Here is a 211-nt window from a genome sequence, read left to right on the forward strand (position 1 = left end):
GCTTCAAGTTCAAATTCCAGTGAAAGTAGTGTTGCCAGTTCATCTTCGGTAGACTCGAGTCAGTCAAGTTCAGCTGGAGTAAATAGCTCAAGTTCAAGCTCAGAAGGTTCAAGTGCTTCAAGTTCAAATTCCATTGAAAGTAGTGTTGCCAGTTCATCTTCGGTAGACTCGAGTCAGTCAAGTTCAGCTGGGGTAAATAGCTCAAGTTCAA

Annotated in this window: 1 protein-coding gene; it reads left to right on the top strand. The window is 42.7% G+C overall.

Going from position 1 to position 211, the window contains the following annotated elements; all coding sequences use genetic code 11:
- Nucleotides 1-211, top strand: a 211-nt coding sequence (locus tag HFD15_RS14155) for a hypothetical protein (protein WP_185155846.1), incomplete at both ends; no start/stop codon positions are given.

This window comes from Lactococcus sp. EKM203L (assembly GCF_011800585.1).
Classification (GTDB): domain Bacteria; phylum Bacillota; class Bacilli; order Lactobacillales; family Streptococcaceae; genus Lactococcus; species Lactococcus lactis.